The sequence below is a fragment of the Pseudomonas sp. genome, from assembly GCF_035512415.1.
Classification (GTDB): Bacteria; Pseudomonadota; Gammaproteobacteria; order Pseudomonadales; family Pseudomonadaceae; genus Aquipseudomonas.
Window position 1 is genome coordinate 1 of the sequence record NZ_DATKDZ010000005.1, and the last position, 17,981, is coordinate 17,981.

Consider the following 17,981-nt stretch of genomic DNA (forward strand, 5'->3'; position numbering starts at 1 on the left):
CTTTCCGAAGAAGTTCTTTCTACTCAACCACTTGCATCCCCGACCAACATCCAGCTTCTCGTTAGCGGGAGGCGAATTCTACAGCGTTTCAAACCGCTGTCAACCACCTCTTCAACCGCTGCCGATCTACCTGATCGAAGCCACCAACAGGATCAAACCACCACCCTGTCAGCCCGGCGCATTCTACACAGCTTACGCTGCTTTGCAACCTCTCTTTTAAAGCTAACTTATTGTTTTAGAATAAGTTTTCCGAGAGATCTGCGCCGGAAGAGGTGCGCATTATAGGGGCAAGCGGAGCAAGGTCAACCAATTGTTATGCTTTTGTTTCAATAACCACTAAATCAAGGGCTGCAACCATGCCAGCACTCGATGCGCACCACCCGAGAAACGACAAGGCCGTTGAAGCTGACGCTTCAACGGCCTTGTCGCACAGACACCACGCAAATTACTCGGCCTTAAGCGTGATACGCGCGAACGCCTTCTTGCCAGCCTGACAGACGTGCGCCGCACCCACCTTATATATAAAGGAGCGATCGACCACCTCGCCATCCACGCGCACACTGCCGGACCCCAGCAGATCACGCGCCATGGCGGCATTCTTCACCAGGCCCGCTTTATTCAGCAGCGCCGCAATCGGCATATCCTCGACAGACAGCACCTCGATCTCTGGCAGATCCTCCGGCAGCTCGCCTTCCTTCATACGATTGCCTGCCGAGCGATGGGCATTGAGCGCGGCGTCTTCACCATGAAAGCGGGCGACAATCTCTTCGGCCAGCTTGATCTTGATGTCACGCGGGTTGGACCCTTGCTCGACATCCAGCTTGAACTGCTCGATCTCCTCCATGGAGCGGAAGCTGAGCAATTCGAAATAGCGCCACATCAGGGCATCCGGCATGGAGACCAGCTTGTTGTACATGACGCCCGGAGCTTCCTGGATACCGATGTAGTTGCCCAAGGATTTGGACATCTTCTTCACGCCGTCCAGACCCTCCAGCAGCGGCATGGTGACGATGCACTGCGACGGCTGGCCGTAGCCACGCTGCAGCTCGCGCCCCATCAGCAGATTGAATTTCTGGTCAGTGCCGCCCAGCTCGACATCCGCACGCAAGGCGACCGAGTCATAGCCCTGTACCAGCGGATAGAGGAACTCATGAATAGCGATTGGCTGATTGGTCGAATAGCGTTTGCTGAAGTCATCGCGCTCGAGCATGCGCGCGACGGTGTACTGCGAGGTCAGGCGAATGAAATCGGCCGGCCCCATCTTGTCCATCCAGGTGGAGTTGAATGCGACCTCGGTTTTCGCCGGATCGAGAATCTTGAACACCTGGGTTTTATAGGTCTCCGCGTTCTCCAGCACCTGCTCGCGAGTCAGGGGCGGGCGCGTGGCGCTCTTGCCACTGGGATCACCGATCATTCCGGTAAAATCGCCGATCAGGAAGATCACCTGATGCCCCAGTTCCTGGAACTGACGCAGCTTGTTAATAAGGACGGTATGCCCCAGGTGCAAATCAGGGGCCGTCGGATCAAAGCCTGCCTTGATACGCAGGGGCTGACCACGCTTGAGCTTCTCAACCAGTTCGGCCTCAACCAGAACCTCTTCCGCACCGCGCTTGATCAGCGCCAACTGCTCTTCAACCGACTTCATGACAGGACTCACGACCACTCAAAAACGAAAGGGAACCAACCATACAAGATCGCAGACAAATCACAAGTTCTGCCCGCCGACCGCACAGTTTAAGAGCACTCAGCGACAACCGGGGTTGCCTAGCACACGATTTGGTTATATTTTATACAGTTAGTGCATATTCATCATTTTCTTCATCTATTTCTTCTCATCTTTAAAAGTCAAAAGCCACCTATGACCCATACGACTAAAGCCCCTCCGCTTTACCCCAAGAGCCATATCCTGGCCGCCAGCGGTGTCGCCGCCCTGCTCAGCCTGGCCCTGCTGGTGTTCCCCTCCCGCGAAGTAGAAGCCAAGAAAACCTTTATCAATCTCGAGCTGGAGACCGGCTCCGAATTCAGCGAACAGTCGGACGACTCCCAATCCAGCGGCAGCCTGCCCCTCAAGCAAGACGCCTTGCCCTTCAGCAGCACAGCAGACACCCCTACCCGCCAGGCCGAAACGGCGCAAGAACAAGCACAGCCGATCGAGCCTGTCGCCGAGACAGATCCACTGCAGCGCAGCATCCAGGTCGGCCAGGGCGATACCCTGTCCACCATTTTTGCCAAGGTAGGTCTGCCTGCGACCACACTGCATCAGGTACTGAGCAGCAGCAAAGAGGCCAAGCAGTTCACCCGTTTAAAAGTGGGCCAGCAACTGGACTTCCAACTGGATGCCGAAGGCCAGCTTGAGCGCCTTAACAGTAAGCTCAGCGACCTGGAAAGCATCGCCCTGGCGAAAACCGAGAAGGGTTATAGCTTCGAGCGCGAACTGGTCAAACCCGAGGTCCAGAGCACCTACACACACGGCGTAATCCGCAGCTCTCTGTTCCTCTCGGCCAAGCGTGCAGGCCTGTCCCACGCCCTGACCATGGAGCTGGCCAACGTCTTCGGCTATGACATCGATTTTGCAATGGATATTCGCGAAGGCGACGAATTCGAGCTGATCTACGAAGAAAAAGTGGTCAACGGCAAGCGGGTCGGCACCGGCAATATTCTCTCCGCCCGCTTCACCAACCGCGGCAAGACCTACACCGCCGTACGCTATACCAGCAAGCAAGGCACCACCAGCTACTACAGCGCTAGTGGCGAGAGCATGCGCAAGGCCTTTATCCGCACGCCAGTGGACTTTGCCCGCATCAGCTCGCGCTTCTCCACTGGCCGCCGCCACCCCGTGCTGAACAAGATCCGCGCGCACAAGGGTGTCGACTACGCCGCGCCACGCGGTACACCGATCAAGGCCGCTGGCGATGGCCGCGTTACCCTGGCGGGCCGTCATGGTGGCTATGGCAATGCCGTGATCATTCAGCACGGCCAGCGCTATCGCACCCTGTATGCGCATATGCAAGGCTTCGCCAAAGGTGTTCGCAACGGCTCGAACGTCAAGCAGGGTCAGATCATTGGCTATATCGGCACCACCGGGCTGTCCACCGGGCCGCACCTGCATTATGAATTCCAGATCAATGGCGTTCACGTCGACCCGCTGAGCCAGAAGCTGCCGATGGCCGACCCCATTGCCAGCAGCGAGAAAGCGCGCTTTATGCAGCTGAGCAAACCCTTGATGGCCCAGATGGACAAGGAAAAATCCACAGCGCTCGCCCTCAACCAGCGCTGAGCACAATGCCTCTCTACCTTGGTGTGATGTCCGGAACCAGCCTGGACGGACTGGACATCGCCCTGATCCAACAAGACCACAGCACCAGCCTGCTCGGCACCCGCTATCTGCCGATGCCTACAGCGCTGCGCAGCGAACTGTTGGCCCTGTGCAGCCCTGGGCCCGACGAGCTGGCGCGGGCCGCCATTGCCGAACAGCAGTGGACGCGGCTCGCCGCACAAGGCATTGCCGATCTGCTGCAGCAGCACGAACTTACTCCGCAAGCCATACGCGCGATCGGCAGCCACGGCCAGACCGTTCGCCACGAGCCTGCCCGAGGCTTCACCATTCAGATCAGCAATGCGGCCCTGCTCGCCGAGCTCACGGGGATCTGCGTGATCAGCGATTTCCGCCGCCGTGATCTGGCTGCTGGCGGTCAAGGTGCACCGCTGGTACCGGCCTTCCATGAGGCCTTGTTCGCCCGCGCGCAGAGCCGTCGGGCAATTCTCAATATCGGCGGTTTCAGCAACCTGAGTCTGCTCGAGATCGACAAGCCGGTGCACGGCTTCGATTGCGGCCCCGGCAATGCCCTGCTGGATGCCTGGATTCACCGCCACAAGGGCGCAGACTACGACCAGGACGGCCAATGGGCAGCAACCGGCCAAGTACAGCCGGAGCTGCTGAAAGCCCTGCTCGGTGATGCCTTTTTCCAGACCCAGGGACCGAAAAGTACCGGCCGCGAGCTATTCAATCTGCCCTGGCTGGATCTGCACCTGACAGCCCTTCCCCGCTATGCCGCCGAAGACGTGCAGGCAACCCTGCTCGAGCTGACCGCGCAAAGCGTTGTCGCAGCCCTACAAGCCGCCCAGCAGCACACCGACGAGCTGCTGGTATGCGGTGGTGGCGCACGCAACCTGACCCTGATGCAGCGCTTGTCCGCCCTACTGCCGAACAGCCGCGTCAGCAGCACCGACGCCCACGGCGTACCCGCAGACTGGGTGGAAGCCATGGCCTTTGCCTGGCTGGCGCATTGCTGCCTGGAAGGCATTCCCGCCAACCGCCCCAGCGTCACAGGCGCGCAAGGCCTGCGCATTCTCGGGGCCATCTACCCCGCCTGAACGCAGAAACAACAACGCCGTGCACAGGGCACGGCGTTGCAATAAAGCGAAGTCCTGATCAGATCGAAAACGAGGAGCCGCAACCGCAGGTGGTGGCAGCATTCGGATTCTTGATCACGAAACGCGAGCCTTCCAGACCTTCCTGATAATCGACTTCGGCACCGGCCAGATACTGGAAACTCATCGGGTCGACCACCAGGCTCACGCCTTCGCGCTCGACTATGGTGTCGTCCTCGGCAACCTCTTCATCGAAGGTAAAACCATACTGGAAACCAGAACAGCCGCCCCCCGTGACGAATACGCGCAACTTCAGGCGCGGATTGCCCTCTTCATCGACCAGGTTCTTCACCTTGTTCGCCGCGCCCTGAGTGAAGACCAGGGCCGTAGGGGTGAAGGTTTCGACGCTCATGCTGACTAACTCCCGGCGCTAAGCGCCATACTCATACTGCGTTGTGGCTGGCATTATCCGCTTACCTGAGAAAAGCGGTCAACTATTCTGCCAAATCGAGGTTTTCCGGTAACTCCAGCGGTCGCACCTCGTCGCGCAGGTGGCAGAGCCGCCCTTCGATCTGCGCGCCCATGGCCATTTCCATCAGGCCGTAATACAAATTGCCGCGCACTCGGGCCCGAGCCCCCAGCTCCAGATGAGCGCTGGCATGGACATCGCCAATCACCTCACCGTCAATCAGTACATGGGGGGCGCGGATCTCGCCTTCAACCTGTCCCTGCACACTGACCCGCACCATGCCTTCGCTGGCCAGCAGGTTGCCGCTGACCTTGCCATCGACCTGCACCGCACCCTGAAAACGCAGGTTGCCCTGCAACTCGGCCCCCACGGCAATCAGGCTGGTCTTGCCGTTAAAGCGTTGCAGATCGGTCTTGCTCTTGTCTTTATTCCACATCAGGAAGAATCACTCCTCTTCGCCCCATTTGAATGTACGCAGCAGCGGCTTTTTTTCACCCTGCACTTCGGCCGCCACCTTGACCTCACGCGGAACAAATCCCTGGGGCAACCTCAACTCGGCAAAACGCCCCGCCTCGGGAATCGCCTGAAAGTGCTTGAACGCGAAAGGAATCGCCTGGCCAGGCAAGGCATCGTCCAGGCCCTCGGTCAAGTCCGCCAGTTCGAGGGCGACCTCTTTGCCGGCCCGCTGTCCTGTCACGGTGACCCGCAACTGCCCCTCTAGCGGCTTGTCGCCCTTGCCGACCCGGCTCAGCAGTATCTTGTAGCGGAAAAGCCCGGGGGTGTCCGTGGCCTGCACCTCAAAGGTCTTGATGCGCAGCCCTTCACGACGAGTGGCAGGGGCGAGGACGCCCTTATAGAACGCCAGATCCTGCTGCTGCTTGTAGATCTGCTCTTCCAGCAGCTTGATGGTCAGGCGGCTCTGCTCATTGGCCTGCTGGGCAACCTTTTCCCCGCTGCTGACGACAGCCAGGCGCTGGCGTAGCGCGTCCAGCTCCTGTTCCTGCTCAAACACGTGCGCCTGCAAAGGTTGCTGGCCTTCGACCAGCCCCTGGGTCGTCCGCGCCTGCCACCAGCTACCGGCATAGAACGCCAGTGGCACCGCCAGTAGCAACAGCAACAAGACCAGACGCGTGCGCCTGGCTTGCGCGGGGTTGCTGGGGCGGACCTCCCACCCCGCCATCAGGGCAACATGGCTGCGTGGGACAGACCGAGGCGCTCATCCACGCCAAAGAGAATGTTCATATTCTGCACCGCCTGCCCCGAAGCGCCTTTGACCAGGTTATCGATCACCGACAGCACCACCACCAGATCGCCATCCTGGGGACGGTGCACGGCAATCCGGCAAACGTTGGCACCGCGCACACTGCGGGTTTCCGGGTGGCTGCCGGCCGGCATTACATCGACGAAGGGCTCATCGGCATAACGCTGCTCATACAAGGCCTGCAGGTCCACCGAGCGATCCACCACGGCGGCATAGAGGGTGGCGTGGATACCGCGGATCATCGGCGTCAGGTGCGGCACAAAGGTCAAGCCCACGTCGCCGCCGGCGGCGCGGCGCAAGCCCTGGCGAATTTCCGGCAGATGGCGATGGCCCTTGACGCCATAGGCCTTCATGCTTTCCCCGGCTTCGCTGAACAACGAGCCGACGCTGGCACCGCGCCCGGCACCGCTGACCCCGGACTTGCAGTCGGCAATCAGGCTCGATGCATCGGCCAGGCCGGCTTCCAGCAGCGGGATCAAGCCCAGCTGCGCAGCGGTCGGGTAGCAGCCTGGCACGGCGATCAGGCGCGCCTGTTTGATGGCTTCACGGTTGACTTCCGGCAAGCCGTATACCGCTTCCGGCAGCAGGTCCGGCGCACCGTGAGGCTGGCCATACCAGCGAGCCCACTCCTCGGCATCCTGCAGGCGGAAATCGGCGGACAGGTCGATCACTTTGGTTCCCGTCGCCAGCAACTCACCCGCCAGGGCATGGGCGACGCCATGGGGCGTAGCGAAGAACACCACGTCGCACGCGCCCAGGGTCGCCACATCCGGCACGCTGAAGGCCAGGCCGTCGTAATGACCGCGCAGGTTCGGGTACATCTCGTCGACGCGCATGCCCGCCTCGGAGCGCGAGGTAATCACCTGCACTTGCGCCTGCGGGTGCTGCGCCAGCAAACGCAACAACTCGACACCGGTATAACCCGTGCCGCCGACGATTCCGACCTTGATCATCACTTGCCCCTTTGCAATAACGTCATTGGAAAGCTGCCGATGATAAGGCCGCTTCGGCCAGGGGCCAACCGCCAGGATGACGGATAGTGCGGTGAGCACTACTATCGGGGCACTTTATTTCCCCAGGATCGAACAATGCTCTATCTGTGGCTCAAAGCCCTGCACATTATCGCCATGGTCTGCTGGTTCGCCGGGCTGTTCTATTTGCCACGGCTATTCGTCTACCACGCCATGAGCGAAGACTCCGCCAGCCGCGAGCGCTTCTGCATCATGGAACGCAAGCTGTACCGCGGCATCATGTGGCCCTCGATGATCGCCACCATCGCCCTCGGCCTGTGGCTGCTCAGCCTCAATCCTGCTTATTACTTCAGCCAGGGCTGGATGCACGCCAAGCTCAGCCTGGTGCTCGTACTGGTGGCTTATCAGCTGATGTGCGGTGCCCAGCTCAAGGCCTTCGCCCGCGGCGAGAACCGTCGCAGCCATGTGTTCTACCGCTGGCTCAACGAAGCCCCGGTCCTGGCACTGCTGGCCATCGTTATCCTGGTGGTGGTCAAACCCTTCTGACCGCACATCGCACGTCGCGCTGCACGTAGCGCGCCTTCCAAGCCTGCCTTGCCCAGCCCATAGGAAACGCCCATGTCCCTACCTGCCCTGCTCGAACAACGTCTGCGCCTGCCAGTGGTCGCCGCGCCGATGTTTCTGGTCTCCAACCCGCAGCTGGTGCTCGCCTGTTGCCGCGGCGGCATAGTCGGCAGCTTCCCCGCCCTCAACCAGCGTGAAAGCAGCGGCTTCAAGGCCTGGCTGGAAGAGATCGAAGCCGGCCTGGACGCGCAGTGCGCGCCCTATGCGGTCAACCTGATCGTGCATGGCAGCAACCCACGCATGCAGGCGGACCTGGCCATCTGCGTCGAACACCGCGTGCCTATCGTCATCACCAGCCTGGGTGCGGCGAAGGAAGTGGTAGATGCGGTGCACAGTTATGGAGGCCTGGTGTTTCACGATGTCACCACCCGTCGGCATGCCGAGAAGGCGGCTGCCGCCGGGGTCGACGGCCTGATCGCGGTGGCTGCCGGCGCAGGCGGGCATGCCGGCACCTGGAGCCCCTTCGCCTTGATCGCGGAAATTCGCCAGTTCTTCGACAAGACTCTGCTGCTGGCCGGCTGCCTTAACCGGGGCCACGAGGTGCTTGCCGCGCAGTTGCTGGGGGCAGATCTGGCCTACCTCGGTACCCGGCTGATCGCCACCCAGGAAAATGCCGCATCAGAGGCCTACAAACAGATGCTGCTCGACGCCCAGGCCGCCGACATCATCCATACCCCCGCCGTCTCCGGGGTGCCGGCGAGCTTTATGCGCCAGAGCCTGGAACTGGCCGGCTATGACCTCAAGCAATTGCAGAGCAAGGGCGAGATCAATTACGGCGAGAAGCTCAAGCCGATGGACGAGGAAGCCAAGGCCTGGAAAACCGTGTGGTCTGCCGGCCAGGGCGTTGGCGGGATCGGCGACCTGCCGAGCGTCGAGCAGTTGATCGCACGCCTGGACAGCGAATACCGCACCGCCTGCCAGCAGGCCCAGCAGCTGCAGCAACGCTGGCCACGATAACGCCCGCCTCGCCGCCAACGCCCAGAGCAGAACTTGCCGCCCCCCTTCCGCCAGCTGGGCGCGAAACCCGGCGGGCCGTTGGCCGGTTTGGCGGCGCGGACAGAGTGTGATGGATGCCCACATTTACAGCTCAGGCTGCTTGTTCACTGGGCTGTGGGCCAGCTAGTCTGTAGCGAAACCCTCCCAGGCACCGACAAGGAAGCCGATATGAGTCAAGCCCGTTTCAAGATTGTCTTCAGCGGCGAGCTGATGCCCGACGCGGCCCTGGAAACCGTCAAGGACAACCTCTCACGCCTGTTCAAAAGCGACGGCGCACGTATCAATGCGCTCTTTAGCGGCAGCGCCGTCGAGATCAAGCGCAACCTGAGCGAAAGCGAGGCCGATCAATACCTCAGCGCCCTGCAGCGCGCCGGGGCCAAGGTGCGCAAAGAACAGGACCTGGCGGCTGGCCTGAGCCTGGTAAACAGCGATGACCACCCGCCTATCAGCAGCACGCCTGCGCCAGCGGCCATCCCCGCCAACGAGATGACCTGCCCCAAGTGCGGCCACCAGCAGACCAAGTCGGCCGAATGCAGCGCCTGCGGCATCATCATCGAGAAATTTGTCGCCCGTCAGGCCATGTTTGGCGACAGCGCAGCGGCGGATGCCGGCCCTGCCACAACACCCTATGCCACACCCAAGGCGGCAGTTGCCGAAAGCCTGCCGGAGTTCAGCGAGCTGAAGGTGTTTACCACCGACGGACGAATCGGGCGCCTGCGGTACCTGGCCTGGTCAATGGGCCTGCTGCTCGCCTGTATGCCCGTGTTCGCCGTCGCGGCAGGCTTCTTTGCCGTATCGGAAATCCTTGGCGGCTTGCTGATGGCCCTAGTGGGTATCGCCGTGATGGTGGCCGGCATCATGTTTGGCGTGCAGCGCCTGCACGATATCGGCTGGTCCGGCTGGCTGCTGCTGTTGAGCCTAGTGCCGGTGGTGGGTGGGGTGTTCTCCCTGCTGCTGTTTATCATCCCCGGCAGCACCGAGGCCAACCGCTTCGGCCCACCGCCACCGCCTAACAGCACCGCGGTCAAGGTTCTGGCGGCACTCTGGCTGGCCGTTATCCTGATCAGCATCATTGCCGCCATCGCCCTGCCGGCCTATATGGGCTACGCCGACGCAGGCCTTTGATCGCCAGCCGAATGGGGCCACAATGGCCCCATCGCTCCCCCCCCCACTACATCCCGCCCCCCATCGGCCATCTGCCCCGACCGCGGCCATGGTCTGTTAACCGGCACTCACCGTCCGACCATCCGCCCAGGTGCGCAGGGCCTCAAGGTCCTCAGCCATGATCACCGACAGCGGCGCGGTGCTCTGGATGCCGCGCAGCAGCAATGCCTGATCGACCGTCTGCTGCTGCGCCTGCGCGGCATACAGGGCGCTGACCACCACCTGCTCGATCTCCGCCCCGGAAAACCCGACGCTGGCCTGCGCCAGTAGCGCCAGGTCGAAACCATTCGGTTCCAGTTCCCGGCGCACCAGGTGAATGCGGAAGATCTCGCCACGCACCGCGGCATCGGGCAGGTCGACGAAAAACAGCTCGTCGAAACGGCCCTTGCGCACCAACTCGGGCGGCAGCCGCGCGATCACGTTGGCCGTGGCCACCATAAACACCGGAGCCTTGCGCTCGGCCATCCAGGTCAGCAGGGTACCGAGCACCCGCTGGCTGACGCCGCCGTCGTTATCGCCGCTGGCCAGGCCTTTCTCGATCTCGTCGATCCACAGCACACAGGGGGCCATCTGCTCGGCCAGCTTGAGAGCGTCACGCAGGTTGCGCTCGGTCTCGCCGAAGAACTTGTTGTACAGACAGGCAAAGTCCAGGCGTAGCAACGGTAGCCCCCAGAGCCCGGCCACGGCCTTGGCCGCCAGGCTCTTGCCGCCGCCCTGTACGCCGACCAGCAGTACACCCTTGGGCATATCGCTGCCTTTGCCCTCGAGGAAGATGCCCTGCCGCTCGGCCAACCAGCGCTTGAGATTGCTCAGCCCACCCACCTCGGCAAAGCGTGCGGTGTCGTATTCGAAGCTCAGCACGCCCTCCAGGTCGAGCAGCTGGAACTTGGTCTTGTTCAGTTCGGGAATATCTTCCTGGGTGATGGCCCCGTCATCGCAGATCACATTGCGCGCCAGGGCACGGGCCTCGGCATGGCTGAGGCCGCGCAAGTTCTTCACCACCTGCTGCAGGGTACGGTTATCGGTACGCACCCGGGCATTGCGATTGCGCGCACTCCAGGCGCTGGCCTCGTCACGGACAATCGCCAGCAACTCGTCTTCGCTGGGCAGCGCCAGACTGAAGCGCGCCGCATAACGCTGCACCTCAGGCGGCAGCTTGCAGGCATGGGAGACCAGCACCAGGGTCGGCCCGCCGGGCGGCTCGCGCATGGCGACCTCCTTGAGCAGGCGCACCAGCCTGGGGTTGTCCTCCAGGAAGGGATGCAGGTCGCACATGACATAGAGGGTCGGCTGCGAATCCGCCTTGATCAGGCGCAGCGCCGCCTCCGGTTCCAGGGTCGCGTCGTCGGTCTGGCTGTCGCCGGCCAAGCCGAGGCGCTGCAGGCCCTCGGTCACCGACCAGACCTGCAACCCCAGGCCGCGGCGCAGTGCCAGGCCGGTGAGGGTTTGCAGGACCCGCGGCTCGTCCCAGGACTCGATCAGGATCAGCCGGGCCTTGGAATCGAGCACCAGGCCCAGATCATGGATATCGTTCTTCACACACACTCCTTGTCCACTGGTCGGGCAGCACTGGGGCCCGTTAAACTCAGGGCTCTTTCAACAGGCCAGGAGACTGTCCATGGACTGTCTGTTCTGCAGAATCGTCGCTGGGGAAATCCCCGCGCGCAAGCTTTATGAAGATGACCAGGTAATCGCCTTCCACGATATCGGCCCACAGGCACCGGTGCACTTTCTGGTTATCCCGAAAAAACATATCAGCACCCTCAATGACCTGAGCGAAGCTGATAAGCCGCTGGCCGGGCATATCCTCTTTACCGCCCAACGCCTGGCCAAGGAGCAGGGCTGCGAGGAAGGCTTTCGCGTAGTGATGAACTGCAATGACCTGGGCGGGCAGACCGTGCACCACATCCATATGCACGTGCTTGGCCAGCGCCAGATGACCTGGCCGCCGGGCTGATGGACAACACCGAAGCACGTGCGAGCTGATCCTGGTCAAACCTTATCCAGTGGATTGGAGTAAACTGCCCAGGTTTTCAGCGCCGGAGGTCCCCATGGCCAACGAACGTCATTTCTCACCTGTTGATCGTCTACTGCTGCAGGCCGATGCCGCCCTGCGCACCCTGCTGCCGTTCAGCGGCCAGCCTGGCAGACCATCGCCGGCCATTGTCCAGCCCGAAGCCGAACTGGATGAACTGCAGGCCCAGCATGTCGCCGGCCTGATGCGCATCAACCACACCGGCGAGGTCTGCGCCCAGGCGCTGTACCAGGGCCAGGCCCTGACCGCCAAGTTGCCCCAGGTGCGCAAGGCCATGGAGCATGCCGCCGACGAGGAAATCGATCACCTGGCCTGGTGCGAGCAGCGCATCCGCCAGCTCGGCAGCCAGCCAAGCATTCTCAACCCGCTGTTCTATGGCTTGTCCTTTGGTGTGGGCGCAGCCGCCGGCCTGATCAGCGACAAGGTCAGCCTGGGTTTTGTCGCCGCCACCGAAGACCAGGTGGTCAAGCACCTCGACGAACACCTGCAGCAGATCCCCGAGGGGGACCTGAAGTCCCGCGCCATCCTCGAACAGATGCGCACGGACGAAGAGCAGCACGCCACCAGCGCCCTTGAGGCCGGCGGCCTGCGCTTCCCGGCACCGGTGAAGTTCGGCATGAGCCTGCTGGCCAAGGTGATGACCAAAAGCACCTATCGGCTCTGACCCAACCAAGGTCTGCACACATAAAGAAGGGCACCCGCGGGTGCCCTTCTTTTTAACTGCCTCCCGCCAACTTAAGCGCCCAGTTCGACTATCTCGTAATCGTGGCTGATCTCGACGCCGGCACGGCCGAGCATGATCGAGGCCGAGCAGTATTTCTCCGCCGACAGCTCCACCGCCCGCTTGACCTGGGCTTCTTTCAGGCCGCGCCCCTTGACCACGAAATGCAGGTGAATCTTGGTAAATACCTTGGGCTCTTCAGTGGCGCGCTCGGCCTCGAGGAAGGCCTCGCAGCTCTCTACCGCCTGGCGAGATTTTTTCAGGATGCTGACCACATCGAAGTTGCTGCAGCCACCCAGGCCGATCAGCAGCATCTCCATCGGGCGCACACCCAGATTGCGGCCACCGCTCTCCGGCGGGCCATCCATCACCACCGCATGGCCACTGCCCGATTCGCCGATAAACAGGGCTTCACCGGCCCACTGAATGCGCGCTTTCATTACTCAGGCTCCGCTGTTAAAAAGGAAGGCAGCTTAGCACAGCACTTTTGGCAACCCGATACCGGCAAAGAACCCCAGAGTTCCCGGTCAGATGTTAGCTACGTCGCAAAACAAGCCCTGTGCAGACAAGCTCTGTTAAGCTGACGCCGGTTTACTGGCACACTTGAATGGATAACTAAAAGAAGAATCTGCCTGTCGGACAAAGGCTTACCTTATAAATTTCGGGACTCGGGCATGGTCGCAATTACCCTTACACCAAAAATAAAGAACCTCGACAAACTCCTCGCACACTGTCACCGCCGCCGTTATACGGCGAAAAGCACCATCATCTATGCTGGCGATCGTTGTGAGACGCTGTTCTTTATCGTCAAGGGGTCGGTCACCATCCTGATCGAAGACGATGATGGCCGCGAGATGATCATCGCCTACCTCAACTCGGGAGACTTCTTCGGCGAGATGGGCCTGTTCGAAAAGGACGGCACCGAGAAGGAACGCAGCGCCTGGGTACGGGCCAAGACCGAGTGCGAAGTGGCGGAACTGAGCTACGCCAAGTTCCGTGAACTGACCCAGCAAGACCCGGATATCCTCTACGCCCTCGGCAGCCAGATGGCCGAACGCCTGCGCAACACCACGCGCAAGGTCGGCGACCTGGCCTTTCTCGACGTTACCGGTCGCGTTGCCCGCACCCTGCTCGACCTGTGCAAACAGCCCGACGCCATGACCCACCCGGATGGCATGCAGATCAAGATCACCCGCCAGGAAATCGGCCGCATCGTCGGCTGCTCCCGCGAGATGGTCGGCCGCGTGCTCAAGGCTCTGGAGGAACAGGGCCTGGTTAACGTCAAAGGCAAGACCATGGTGGTGTTCGGCACGCGCTAAGCAGCATGCTAGAGACACAAAAAAGCCGACGCATGCGTCGGCTTTTTTATGTCTGTGTGTCAGTCCACGTCGGGCGAAGCGACTACCCGCTTACGCTCGGGAAAGAACAGGCGCTCCAGCTCAGCCCCCGGATTGTCGGCACGCATAAAGGCTTCGCCGACCAGGAAGGCATACACCTCGCTGATTTCCATCAGCTCAACATCGGCGCGATTAAGGATGCCGCTCTCGGTCACCACCAGGCGATCGCGGGGAATCCGCGGCAGCAGATCCAGGGTGGTTTCCAGGTTCAGCTCGAAGGTGTGCAGGTTGCGGTTGTTGATACCCAACAGTGGTGTGTCCAGGGTCTTCAGCGCTCGCTCCAGCTCATCGCCATCGTGCACTTCCACCAGCACATCGAGGTCGAAGGCCTTGGCGGTGGCGGCCAGTTCGGCCATCTGCCCATCATCCAGGGCCGAGACGATCAGCAGCACGCAATCGGCACCCAGAGCGCGGGCTTCGACGATCTGGTAGGGGTCGATCATAAAGTCCTTGCGGATCACCGGCAGCGAGCAGGCTGCACGGGCCTCCTGCAGGTAGCTGTCTGCGCCCTGAAAGAAATCGACATCGGTCAGCACCGACAGGCAAGTGGCCCCGCCGGCAGCATAACTCTGGGCGATCTCGGCTGGCACGAAGTGCTCGCGCAGCACGCCCTTGCTTGGCGAAGCCTTCTTGATTTCGGCGATCACCGCCGGCTGCTTGCGCTTGGCCTGGGCCAGCAGGGCGTTGGCGAAGCCGCGCGGGGCATCGGCGCTACGGGCCTGCTGCTCGAGCTCGGCCAGGCTGACGGTGGCGCGGCGTGCAGCGACTTCCTCGGCCTTGCGGGCGAGGATCTTTTCCAGAACCGTTGGAATACTCACCCTGCATTCTCCTGCTTGTAAACCGCGGTAAAGGACACCAGTTCCTGCAGTTTTTCCCAGGCCAGGCCGGTATGCAGGGCATCATGGGCGCGCTGTACGCCCTCCTTGAGGGTAGCAGCCAGATCGGCAGCGTAGATCGCCGCACCGGCATTCAGGGCGATCAGGTCCGCCGCTTTCTGCCCCTGCTCGGTCTTGCGCTTGGTCAGAGCATCGCGGATCAGCGTCAGAGACTCGGCGGCATCCTCCACAGTCAGGCCGATCAGGCTCTGGCTCTTGATGCCGAAGTCCTCCGGCTGAATGCTGTACTCGCTCACCACGCCATCCTTCAACTCGGCAACAAAGGTCGGTGCGGCCAGGCTGATCTCATCCAGGCCGTCCTGGGCGTGCACCACCAGCACATGCTCGCTGCCCAGACGCTGCAGCACTTCGGCCAACGGTCGGCACAGGGCCTTGCTGAATACGCCGAGCACCTGATGTTTGACCCCAGCCGGGTTGGTCATCGGCCCAAGCATATTGAAGATGGTGCGCAGACCCAGCTCGCGGCGCGGGCCGATGGCGTACTTCATCGCGCCATGGTGGGCCGGGGCGAACATAAAGCCGACGCCGACGCTCTCCACGCAGCGCGCCACCTGCTCGGGGGCCAGATTGAGGTAGACCCCGGCGGCTTCCAGCAGATCGGCGCTGCCGCTCTTGCCGGATACCGCGCGATTGCCGTGCTTGGCCACCTGGCCGCCGGCGGCGGCGACCACGAAGGCGGCGGCGGTGGAGACGTTGAAGATATTCATGCCATCGCCACCGGTGCCGCAGGTGTCGACCAGATGAGCAGCGTCGATCTGCACCGGCGCGGCCAGTTCACGCATGATCTGCGCGGCACCGACGATCTCATCGATGGTCTCGCTCTTCATGCGCAGGCCCATCAGAAAGGCACCGATCTGTGCGTCGCTGCACTGGCCGGTCATGATCTCGCGCATCACGTCCTGCATCTCGGCGGTATTCAGGTCGAGCTGGTTGACCACCCGGTTAAGGGCTTCCTTGATATTCATGGGCGCACGCCTCCTTGTTGCTTGAGGAAGTTGGCAAAGAGTTCATGACCCTGTTCGGTCAGGATCGACTCGGGGTGGAACTGCACGCCCTCGATATGCAGGGTCTTGTGGCGCAAGCCCATAATTTCGTCCACTTCGCCGTTTTCAAGCTGAGTCCAGGCGGTGACTTCCAGGCAATCGGGCAGGGTTTCGCGCTTGACCACCAGGGAATGGTAGCGGGTCACGGTTAGCGGCTTATTCAGGCCGGCAAATACGCCCAGATCCTGATGGAACACCGGGCTGGTCTTGCCGTGCATCACCTGGCGCGCACGCACCACGTCGCCGCCAAAGGCCTGGCCGATGCTCTGATGGCCGAGGCACACACCGAGAATCGGCAGTTTGCCGGCAAAGTGCAGGATCGCCTCGATGGACACTCCCGCCTCGCTCGGCGTGCAGGGGCCGGGCGAGACCACGATACGTTCGGGATTCAGCGCTTCGATCTCGGCAATCGACAGTTCGTCGTTGCGGATCACCTGCACATCAGCACCCAGTTCGCCCAGGTACTGCACCACGTTGTAGGTAAAGGAGTCGTAGTTATCGATCATTAAAAGCATGGCGGGACTCCTCAGCGCTTGGACTGGTCAGGGACGGTTTGCTCGGCGAGCGCCACAGCACGGAACATGGCGCGACGCTTGTTCAGCGTCTCTTCCCACTCCAGGGCCGGCACCGAGTCGGCAACGATGCCGGCACCGGCCTGCACATGCAGCTCGCCGTCCTTGATCACCGCGGTACGAATGGCGATGGCGGTGTCCATATTGCCGTTCCAGGCCAGGTAGCCCACCGCGCCGCCATAGACGCCGCGCTTGACCGGTTCCAGCTCGTCGATGATTTCCATCGCGCGGATCTTCGGCGCGCCGGACAGGGTGCCGGCCGGCAGGATGGCGCGCAAGGCGTCCATCGCCGTCAGGCCTTCCTTCAGCTGGCCGGTGACGTTGGAGACGATATGCATGACGTTGGAATAGCGTTCGATCACCATCTTCTCGGTGAGCTTGACGCTGCCGGTGCTGGCGACGCGGCCGACATCGTTGCGACCCAGATCGATCAGCATCAGGTGTTCGGCAACTTCCTTGGCATCGGACAGCAAGTCTTCTTCCAAGGCCAGGTCGGCCTCCTCGGTCTCGCCACGCGGGCGCGTGCCGGCAATCGGCCGCACGGTGACCAGGCCATCTTCCAGACGCACCAGCACTTCTGGCGAACTGCCGACTACATGGAAGTCGCCGAAGTTGAAGAAGTACATATAGGGCGTCGGGTTGATGCAGCGCAGCGCGCGGTACAGATCGATGGGCGCGGCCTTGAACGGGATCGACATGCGCTGGGAGATCACCACCTGCATGCAGTCACCGGCGAGGATGTACTCCTTGATTGCCCTGACCGCATCTTCGTAGTCATCGCGCTTGAAGCTGGAAACAAAGTCCGGCTCGGCACCGGCCGGCGCTGCCAGATCGACACCCAGGCGCGGGGTAATTGGCTGACGCAGCTTATGCAGGATCTCCTGCAGCCGTGCCTGGCCCTGTTCCAGCGCGTCGGCCTGGGCCGGATCGGCGAGGACGATGGCGTGCATCTTGCCCGCCAGGTTGTCGAACACCACCACCGCATCGGACACCATCAGCAGGATATCGGGCGTACCCAGAGCATCGGGATTCACACCCTTGGCCAGCTTGGGCTCGACATAACGCACGCTGTCATAACCGAAGTAACCCACCAGGCCGCCGTTGAAGCGCGGCAAGCCCGGCAGGGTTGGCACCTTGTAGCGCGCCTGGAACTGCTCGACAAAGGCCAGCGGGTCCTCGCACTGATGGCGCTCGACCTCAACGCCGTCGACGCTGATGATCACTTCATGGCCATAGGCACGCAGCACAGTGCGGGCCGGCAGGCCGATAATGGAGTAACGCCCCCATTTCTCGCCGCCCTGGACGGATTCGAGCAGGTAGGTATTGGCCTCATCGGCCAGCTTCAGGTAGATGGACAGCGGGGTGTCGAAATCCACCAGGGTTTCGCAGGCAACAGGAATGCGGTTATAGCCGGCAGCGGCTAAACGCAGGAATTCTTCGCGGGTCATGATCAGCCTCGTG

Annotated in this window: 19 protein-coding genes and 1 pseudogene; 9 read left to right on the plus strand and 11 right to left on the minus strand. The window is 61.8% G+C overall.

What is annotated here, in order from left to right:
* Positions 1–220, plus strand: a pseudogene (locus VMP31_RS01320) (hypothetical protein); the annotation flags it as partial.
* Between the two features lie 225 nt (positions 221–445).
* Here VMP31_RS01320 and tyrS read toward each other — a convergent pair.
* Positions 446–1,645, minus strand: a complete 1,200-nt coding sequence (tyrS, locus tag VMP31_RS01325; protein WP_325503290.1) for a tyrosine--tRNA ligase — start codon at positions 1,643–1,645, stop codon at positions 446–448.
* Positions 1,646–1,858: 213 nt separating this feature from the next.
* Here tyrS and VMP31_RS01330 point away from each other — a divergent pair, with 213 nt between their 5' ends.
* Both VMP31_RS01330 and VMP31_RS01335 read left to right on the plus strand, forming a co-directional pair.
* Positions 1,859–3,277 (plus strand): peptidoglycan DD-metalloendopeptidase family protein, encoded by a 1,419-nt coding sequence (locus VMP31_RS01330; RefSeq protein WP_325503292.1) that lies wholly within the window; start codon positions 1,859–1,861, stop codon positions 3,275–3,277.
* Between the two features lie 5 nt (positions 3,278–3,282).
* Positions 3,283–4,374: an anhydro-N-acetylmuramic acid kinase gene (locus VMP31_RS01335; protein WP_325503294.1), complete on the plus strand. Its 1,092-nt coding sequence runs from the start codon at positions 3,283–3,285 to the stop codon at positions 4,372–4,374.
* A 58-nt stretch (positions 4,375–4,432) separates the two neighbouring features.
* On the opposite strand, the gene erpA is transcribed toward VMP31_RS01335, so the two are convergent.
* The 4 genes from erpA to argC all read right to left on the minus strand — a co-directional run bounded on the left by erpA (position 4,433) and on the right by argC (position 7,054).
* Positions 4,433–4,783, minus strand: coding sequence for an iron-sulfur cluster insertion protein ErpA (erpA, locus tag VMP31_RS01340; RefSeq protein ID WP_325503296.1), 351 nt, complete (start codon positions 4,781–4,783; stop codon positions 4,433–4,435).
* Positions 4,784–4,865: 82 nt separating this feature from the next.
* On the minus strand, positions 4,866–5,276 hold the full coding sequence (locus VMP31_RS01345; RefSeq protein ID WP_325503298.1) for a polymer-forming cytoskeletal protein: 411 nt from the start codon (positions 5,274–5,276) through the stop codon (positions 4,866–4,868).
* Between the two features lie 9 nt (positions 5,277–5,285).
* Positions 5,286–5,960 (minus strand): DUF6776 family protein, encoded by a 675-nt coding sequence (locus VMP31_RS01350; RefSeq protein WP_325503300.1) that lies wholly within the window; start codon positions 5,958–5,960, stop codon positions 5,286–5,288.
* Between the two features lie 59 nt (positions 5,961–6,019).
* Positions 6,020–7,054 (minus strand): N-acetyl-gamma-glutamyl-phosphate reductase, encoded by a 1,035-nt coding sequence (argC, locus tag VMP31_RS01355; RefSeq protein ID WP_325503302.1) that lies wholly within the window; start codon positions 7,052–7,054, stop codon positions 6,020–6,022.
* A gap of 135 nt (positions 7,055–7,189) precedes the next feature.
* On the opposite strand from argC, the gene hemJ reads away from it, so the two are divergent.
* The 3 genes from hemJ to VMP31_RS01370 all read left to right on the plus strand — a co-directional run bounded on the left by hemJ (position 7,190) and on the right by VMP31_RS01370 (position 9,817).
* Positions 7,190–7,618, plus strand: a complete 429-nt coding sequence (gene hemJ, locus VMP31_RS01360) for a protoporphyrinogen oxidase HemJ (protein ID WP_325503304.1) — start codon at positions 7,190–7,192, stop codon at positions 7,616–7,618.
* Positions 7,619–7,690: 72 nt separating this feature from the next.
* Positions 7,691–8,653: a nitronate monooxygenase family protein gene (locus VMP31_RS01365; RefSeq protein ID WP_325503306.1), complete on the plus strand. Its 963-nt coding sequence runs from the start codon at positions 7,691–7,693 to the stop codon at positions 8,651–8,653.
* Positions 8,654–8,860: 207 nt separating this feature from the next.
* On the plus strand, positions 8,861–9,817 hold the full coding sequence (locus VMP31_RS01370) for a DUF805 domain-containing protein (RefSeq protein ID WP_325503308.1): 957 nt from the start codon (positions 8,861–8,863) through the stop codon (positions 9,815–9,817).
* Between the two features lie 96 nt (positions 9,818–9,913).
* Here the strand turns inward: VMP31_RS01370 and VMP31_RS01375 are convergent, their stop codons facing one another.
* On the minus strand, positions 9,914–11,395 hold the full coding sequence (locus VMP31_RS01375) for an AAA family ATPase (protein WP_325503310.1): 1,482 nt from the start codon (positions 11,393–11,395) through the stop codon (positions 9,914–9,916).
* A gap of 79 nt (positions 11,396–11,474) precedes the next feature.
* Between VMP31_RS01375 and VMP31_RS01380 the strand changes: the two genes are divergently transcribed.
* Entirely contained in the window at positions 11,475–11,813 is a 339-nt protein-coding gene (locus VMP31_RS01380) for a histidine triad nucleotide-binding protein (protein ID WP_325503312.1), read from the plus strand.
* 94 nt (positions 11,814–11,907) lie between these two features.
* Positions 11,908–12,555, plus strand: coding sequence for a 2-polyprenyl-3-methyl-6-methoxy-1,4-benzoquinone monooxygenase (gene coq7, locus VMP31_RS01385; protein ID WP_325503314.1), 648 nt, complete (start codon positions 11,908–11,910; stop codon positions 12,553–12,555).
* A 71-nt stretch (positions 12,556–12,626) separates the two neighbouring features.
* Here the strand turns inward: coq7 and VMP31_RS01390 are convergent, their stop codons facing one another.
* Positions 12,627–13,052 (minus strand): OsmC family protein, encoded by a 426-nt coding sequence (locus tag VMP31_RS01390; RefSeq protein WP_325503316.1) that lies wholly within the window; start codon positions 13,050–13,052, stop codon positions 12,627–12,629.
* A 234-nt stretch (positions 13,053–13,286) separates the two neighbouring features.
* On the opposite strand from VMP31_RS01390, the gene crp reads away from it, so the two are divergent.
* Positions 13,287–13,931 carry a cAMP-activated global transcriptional regulator CRP gene (gene crp / locus VMP31_RS01395; protein ID WP_136664372.1) on the plus strand — a complete coding sequence of 215 codons (645 nt, stop codon included), beginning with the start codon at positions 13,287–13,289 and terminating at the stop codon, positions 13,929–13,931.
* A gap of 59 nt (positions 13,932–13,990) precedes the next feature.
* On the opposite strand, the gene trpC is transcribed toward crp, so the two are convergent.
* The 4 genes from trpC to trpE are packed head-to-tail and all read right to left on the minus strand — an operon-like array spanning position 13,991 to position 17,968.
* On the minus strand, positions 13,991–14,827 hold the full coding sequence (gene trpC, locus VMP31_RS01400; RefSeq protein ID WP_325503320.1) for an indole-3-glycerol phosphate synthase TrpC: 837 nt from the start codon (positions 14,825–14,827) through the stop codon (positions 13,991–13,993).
* Positions 14,824–15,870: an anthranilate phosphoribosyltransferase gene (gene trpD / locus VMP31_RS01405; RefSeq protein ID WP_325503322.1), complete on the minus strand. Its 1,047-nt coding sequence runs from the start codon at positions 15,868–15,870 to the stop codon at positions 14,824–14,826. Before trpD ends, trpC begins: the two co-directional genes overlap by 4 nt.
* Positions 15,867–16,463 (minus strand): aminodeoxychorismate/anthranilate synthase component II, encoded by a 597-nt coding sequence (locus tag VMP31_RS01410; RefSeq protein WP_325503324.1) that lies wholly within the window; start codon positions 16,461–16,463, stop codon positions 15,867–15,869. Before VMP31_RS01410 ends, trpD begins: the two co-directional genes overlap by 4 nt.
* An 11-nt stretch (positions 16,464–16,474) precedes the next feature.
* Entirely contained in the window at positions 16,475–17,968 is a 1,494-nt protein-coding gene (gene trpE, locus VMP31_RS01415; RefSeq protein WP_325503326.1) for an anthranilate synthase component I, read from the minus strand.
* Positions 17,969–17,981 lie beyond the last annotated feature (13 nt).

Coding starts and splice junctions, on each gene's coding strand:
- tyrS (WP_325503290.1), bottom strand. CDS start 1,645: ATGAAGTCGGTTGAAGAGCAGTTGGCGCTGATCAAGCGCGGTGCGGAA.
- VMP31_RS01330 (WP_325503292.1), top strand. CDS start 1,859: ATGACCCATACGACTAAAGCCCCTCCGCTTTACCCCAAGAGCCATATC.
- VMP31_RS01335 (WP_325503294.1), top strand. CDS start 3,283: ATGCCTCTCTACCTTGGTGTGATGTCCGGAACCAGCCTGGACGGACTG.
- erpA (WP_325503296.1), bottom strand. CDS start 4,783: ATGAGCGTCGAAACCTTCACCCCTACGGCCCTGGTCTTCACTCAGGGC.
- VMP31_RS01345 (WP_325503298.1), bottom strand. CDS start 5,276: ATGTGGAATAAAGACAAGAGCAAGACCGATCTGCAACGCTTTAACGGC.
- argC (WP_325503302.1), bottom strand. CDS start 7,054: ATGATCAAGGTCGGAATCGTCGGCGGCACGGGTTATACCGGTGTCGAG.
- hemJ (WP_325503304.1), top strand. CDS start 7,190: ATGCTCTATCTGTGGCTCAAAGCCCTGCACATTATCGCCATGGTCTGC.
- VMP31_RS01365 (WP_325503306.1), top strand. CDS start 7,691: ATGTCCCTACCTGCCCTGCTCGAACAACGTCTGCGCCTGCCAGTGGTC.
- VMP31_RS01370 (WP_325503308.1), top strand. CDS start 8,861: ATGAGTCAAGCCCGTTTCAAGATTGTCTTCAGCGGCGAGCTGATGCCC.
- VMP31_RS01380 (WP_325503312.1), top strand. CDS start 11,475: ATGGACTGTCTGTTCTGCAGAATCGTCGCTGGGGAAATCCCCGCGCGC.
- coq7 (WP_325503314.1), top strand. CDS start 11,908: ATGGCCAACGAACGTCATTTCTCACCTGTTGATCGTCTACTGCTGCAG.
- VMP31_RS01390 (WP_325503316.1), bottom strand. CDS start 13,052: ATGAAAGCGCGCATTCAGTGGGCCGGTGAAGCCCTGTTTATCGGCGAA.
- crp (WP_136664372.1), top strand. CDS start 13,287: ATGGTCGCAATTACCCTTACACCAAAAATAAAGAACCTCGACAAACTC.
- trpD (WP_325503322.1), bottom strand. CDS start 15,870: ATGAATATCAAGGAAGCCCTTAACCGGGTGGTCAACCAGCTCGACCTG.
- VMP31_RS01410 (WP_325503324.1), bottom strand. CDS start 16,463: ATGCTTTTAATGATCGATAACTACGACTCCTTTACCTACAACGTGGTG.
- trpE (WP_325503326.1), bottom strand. CDS start 17,968: ATGACCCGCGAAGAATTCCTGCGTTTAGCCGCTGCCGGCTATAACCGC.